Source organism: Streptomyces sp. NBRC 110611 (genome assembly GCF_001590865.1).
In the GTDB taxonomy this organism is placed as follows: domain Bacteria; phylum Actinomycetota; class Actinomycetes; order Streptomycetales; family Streptomycetaceae; genus Streptomyces.
In genome coordinates this window covers 1-4,113 of record NZ_BBUY01000049.1, presented here as the reverse complement: position 1 = coordinate 4,113, position 4,113 = coordinate 1, and the positions used below count along the sequence as shown (strand labels likewise).

At 68.9% G+C, this 4,113-nt stretch carries 5 protein-coding genes; 2 read left to right on the top strand and 3 right to left on the bottom strand.

Translation table 11 applies throughout. The features are described 5' to 3' along the window. Both AZE13_RS37365 and AZE13_RS32995 read right to left on the bottom strand, forming a co-directional pair. The coding region (locus tag AZE13_RS37365; RefSeq protein ID WP_220127647.1) for a hypothetical protein at positions 1 to 348 on the bottom strand (348 nt) is incomplete at its 3' end. Positions 349 to 817: 469 nt separating this feature from the next. Then, the gene (locus AZE13_RS32995; RefSeq protein ID WP_066940417.1) at positions 818 to 1,342 is read right to left on the bottom strand and encodes a MepB family protein; all 525 of its coding nucleotides are present in this window, start codon (positions 1,340 to 1,342) and stop codon (positions 818 to 820) included. 215 nt (positions 1,343 to 1,557) lie between these two features. On the opposite strand from AZE13_RS32995, the gene AZE13_RS32990 reads away from it, so the two are divergent. After that, positions 1,558 to 2,421, top strand: coding sequence for an LLM class flavin-dependent oxidoreductase (locus AZE13_RS32990; protein WP_066940414.1), 864 nt, complete (start codon positions 1,558 to 1,560; stop codon positions 2,419 to 2,421). Between the two features lie 155 nt (positions 2,422 to 2,576). On the opposite strand, the gene AZE13_RS38840 is transcribed toward AZE13_RS32990, so the two are convergent. Beyond that, on the bottom strand, positions 2,577 to 2,678 hold the full coding sequence (locus AZE13_RS38840) for a hypothetical protein (RefSeq protein WP_258528172.1): 102 nt from the start codon (positions 2,676 to 2,678) through the stop codon (positions 2,577 to 2,579). Between the two features lie 524 nt (positions 2,679 to 3,202). On the opposite strand from AZE13_RS38840, the gene AZE13_RS32980 reads away from it, so the two are divergent. Continuing rightward, the gene (locus tag AZE13_RS32980) at positions 3,203 to 3,631 is read left to right on the top strand and encodes a hypothetical protein (protein ID WP_066940411.1); all 429 of its coding nucleotides are present in this window, start codon (positions 3,203 to 3,205) and stop codon (positions 3,629 to 3,631) included. Positions 3,632 to 4,113: the final 482 nt, after the last annotated feature.

The following is a 4,113-nucleotide window of genomic DNA, read 5'->3' as shown; positions in this document are numbered from 1 at the left end:
GGGTGCCGGCGGCAGCGGGGTGGGGTGGCTGATCCTGCATCGCTGAGGGTGAGCCCGCTGGCAGCTCCTGGCATGGGCCAGGGGCTGCTTCGCGGTCGGCGCGCTCCAGTGGCCCGGCGCGGTCGTACCGCCGTTCTGGCGGGCGTTCGCTTCGGCGACCGCATCGGCCTTCGGCGACCGCATCGGCGCGTCTGGCGGGAGACCGAGCAGGCGCTGGGCCGGGCGGACGGTCGTAACGACGACCTCGGCGGCTACGTCCGCGCCGCCGAACTCCAGGTCGCCCACGTCCTGTGGGAGCCGGGCGATCGCGACGGATCCGTCAAAGCCCTGCGCCGGTCGAACCGGCACCGGCCCGAAGGGGAACGGCAAGGACGCGTCCACGCCACAGGACTACTCGCCATCCGCCTCGTTCAGATGCGGCACGTAGGCGGTCAGTAGCCTGCGTGCGCATGTTCCCGGTCCGTCGGCCCGGTCGACGAAGTCGGTGACGTAGGCGAGTGCGCGCGTCATGGCTCGCGGTTCGCTGTCGGGGACCGGCCCGGCCTGGTCCCGCCGGGCGACCGGGTCGCGTCCTTCGAATGCACCCTCACGACCTGGCGCACCATCGGCGGGTCGGTGTCCGCCGAGCGGAAAATGCTTGCCTGGTCCCATGCCGCCGGTACTGCGCCCACCGCAACCTGTGTCATAGCGGCTGAGCGTGGGCGCGTGTAGCGGTCGGCGGGCGGCGGTTGCCTGATCAGATCCGGACGGCAACGTCCTCGAAGCAGGCTGCTGTCGTTGTTCCAGGATGTCGGCCGTCGTGGTGCTGCGGGGACACCTAGGGGTGGTAGAGGGCGTGGGCGACAGTCAGGTCGGCAGGTCCGTCCTGGCCGAGGGTGAGGAAGTGGTTCACCTGCCATGCCTGGGTGCTGCGGGCTTGCCGGCTGGTCGTGGTCACCCACGGCGGGTAGACGCGGAATCCGCGTTTCCCGCCGTGGCCGTTGCGGGAGACGATGTTGCGCTCGCACAACACTTCGCGCGGGAACACGAACTGTCCGAAGCCGTCGTCGTCGCGGCTGCTGATGACGAAGAGGTCCACCCCGTCGTCGGCGTCGAAGGGCCGGATCGGCCCCTGTTCGGACCGCTGCCACAGGGTGACGAACTGGCCCGCCTTCGTCGGGGTGGTCTTGGCCACACGGAACCGGACCGAGCGGTCATCGAGCGTGAACGCGCACGCCGCATACTCGGCGCTCTCCGGTTCGGGCGCTGGTGGAGAGCAGGCGAACCCGCTCGGGTCGTACACCCGTGCCTTCGCTGCCAGCAGGTCACCGTGAAGGCCCGTCCACCGCTGATTCGTCATCATGCCGCCATCCTGCCTGTGAGTGGGTGGCGTGGTGGCAGCGGGTGGGTGTCGGCGGGTTGCGGTGCGGGTGCGCTGGTGGTGGGTGTGGTGCGTGTCGACGGTCACGTGATTCCCAGGGGCTGTGGTCACGTAATTCCCCGGGTGGCGGCCTGCAGTGAAGCCGCCTGGCGGGGAATCCGATTGCTCCTTCGCGGCCGGCTGCGCATCCTCCTGGGATGCGCTTCTCCATCAACATCCCCAACTTCGGCGACTTCGCGGACCTCCGTAATGTCGCGACCGTGGCGGCTGCCGCCGAACAGGCCGGGTGGGACGGGCTCTTCGTCTGGGACCACGTACTGCACCGACGACACCAGGGGCGTCCCTTCGGAGACCCCTGGATGCTGCTGACCGCGGCCGCGCTGGCGACCTCCCGGATCCGGCTGGGCACCCTGCTGACGCCGGTCCCCCGTTACCGTCCGCAGCAACTCGCCCGCCAGGTGGCCACCCTGGACCATCTCAGCGGCGGCCGTGTGATCTTCGCCGCGGGCCTGGGCGGTCCGATCGAGGACGAATACCGCAGTTTCGGCGATGTCGCCGAGCCACGCGTCCTCGCCGAGCGGCTGGACGAGGGGCTGGAGCTGTTGAGGCGCTTGTGGTCCGGTGAACCGGTGGACCACCGCGGTCGGCACTACGAGGTCCGGGACGTGACGCTGCTGCCCGCCACGGTGCAGCGGCCGTGTCCACCGGTGTGGATCGGCGGGTTCTGGCCGCGCCGTGTGCCCATGCGGCGGGCAGCGCGGTGGGACGGCGTGGTGCCGCTCTTCGAGACCGCCCGGCATGGGCATGTACCGGATGTGGCCGAAGTGCGCGATCTGATCAGTTATGTGCGCAAACATCGTAGGACCGGGGCCGAGCGCCCCTTCGAGTTCGTGCTCGGCGGTGCCACGCCCCCGGACTCGGCCAAGGCCCAGGACGTGATCGGTCCGCTGCGCGACGTCGGCGCCACCTGGTGGGACGAGCGACAGGTCCAGACCGGCCCCGACCTGGACCGCCTGCCTCCAGTGCTGCGCCGCGTCGAGGCGGGGCCGCCGGTGGTCTGATCAGCCGTTTGAGGGTGTGCCGGGCTTGTCGGCGGGGTTCTTGGGCCGCTTGTTGGGCCGGTAGCTGGGCCGTTCATGATGACCTGGTGGCCGGCGTTGATGAGCCGGTCCAGCAGGGACTCGGCGACGACTGATGGGGAAAGAGGGGATACCAGTCATCTGGGTGCCCTGTTGCTGGTGATGATCGGGGACCGGCCCTGCCGTTCGGAGACGAGTTCGTAGAGGTCGTCGGCCTGGGAGGCGGACAGTTGGCGCATGGTGAAGTCGTCGAGGCTGAGCAGGTCGGGGCGGATGAGTTCGCGCGTGCGTTTGTCCTAGGTGCGGTTCGCGTGTCCGCCGGGGGGCGGCGGGTGCCGCCGCCGGTGGTAGGTGCGCTCCAGGCATGCATAACCATCTCTCCGTCGGTGAGCAACGTGCCGCCGCTACCACCAAGGCCGCGCCTGCCTGCAGCGCACCACCGTCTGCCTCATCCGACTGCCTCATCGCCGAACGCCGGGCCCACCCCGCTCACCTGCTCACAGCGCTCCTGTCCGCCTACGACGCCGACGGAAACCGCCTGAGCAACGCCGAGGTCAGCAGCCAGGTTCTCACCCCAGGTTCTCACCTGGGTGCCGGCACCGTCGTCGGCATTCGGTGCCAAAGTGTCGTATGTGTGTCGAGTTACCCCCTGGACGGCGATCCTTGTCACCTGTGATGATCCGTATGCATTGTTCCTGTGCGGTTCCTGTGAACCGGCGGGGCAGCGCCGTATCTTTCGCACCACTTCTCAGGGGGAACACCCATGAAGCAGTCCCGTCTGCGCGCCCGTATCGGCGCCACCGCGGCCGCCGCCGTCGTCCTGACCGGCGGCGCGGTGGCCCTGGCAGCTCCGGCCTCGGCCAAGGCCAACCTCATCGCCATCGACGGCGTCGAGTACGTGGCCAAGCCCAAGCCCGTGATCACCGTCGATGTCACCTACTCCTGCGACACTGGCGAGACCCTGCGCATCGAGGGTGTGGCCACCAGCACGGTCAACAAGAAGGCCGTCGCCACCGGCACTCTCGCCAGCGGTAAGGTGACCTGCGACTTCGGCTCCCACATCGCGGAGGTGAAGCTGACCCCGAAGGCGGGGACTGTCTTCCACAAGGGCGACAAGGTGAAGGTCGCGGTCAAGACTCTCGACGCGACGAACGTCGTCTACGCCGACGCGGAGAAGTTCACGAAGATCTGAGTGCCGGGGGAGCTGTCCGGGCCGGACCGGCCGCCCGGACAGCCACCGCTCAGACCGCCGCACCGTCGCGCCGCCCCGCCCGTACGACACCCTCGGCGAGCCGCTCCTCGGTGAGCTTCTTGACGGGGACGGGTGATGGCGCTCCCTACGCGCTGGCCGTGCGAGTGGCGCATCCGAAGCGGAGATCGCCCGGCGTATCGAGATCGCCGCGACAGCAGGGCGCCCGATGAGCCTGTGGTGACCCGTCCCTCTGCTGTCCAACTCACCCGACACGACAGTGAACAGGCCACGCTCGACGCCCATCGGAGCCTCCGTGCGACTTTTCGAGATAGGCGACATCAGGACCACGGCCTGAACTGGGCCTTGGCGACGCAGCTTTCGCTCTGCCTGTCACCAGAAGGCCGAGCTTGTTGACGTGTTGACACCTACGCCAAGTTTTCAGCCCAGTTCCCACCCGCCACGTTCAACTCGGCTGGCATCTG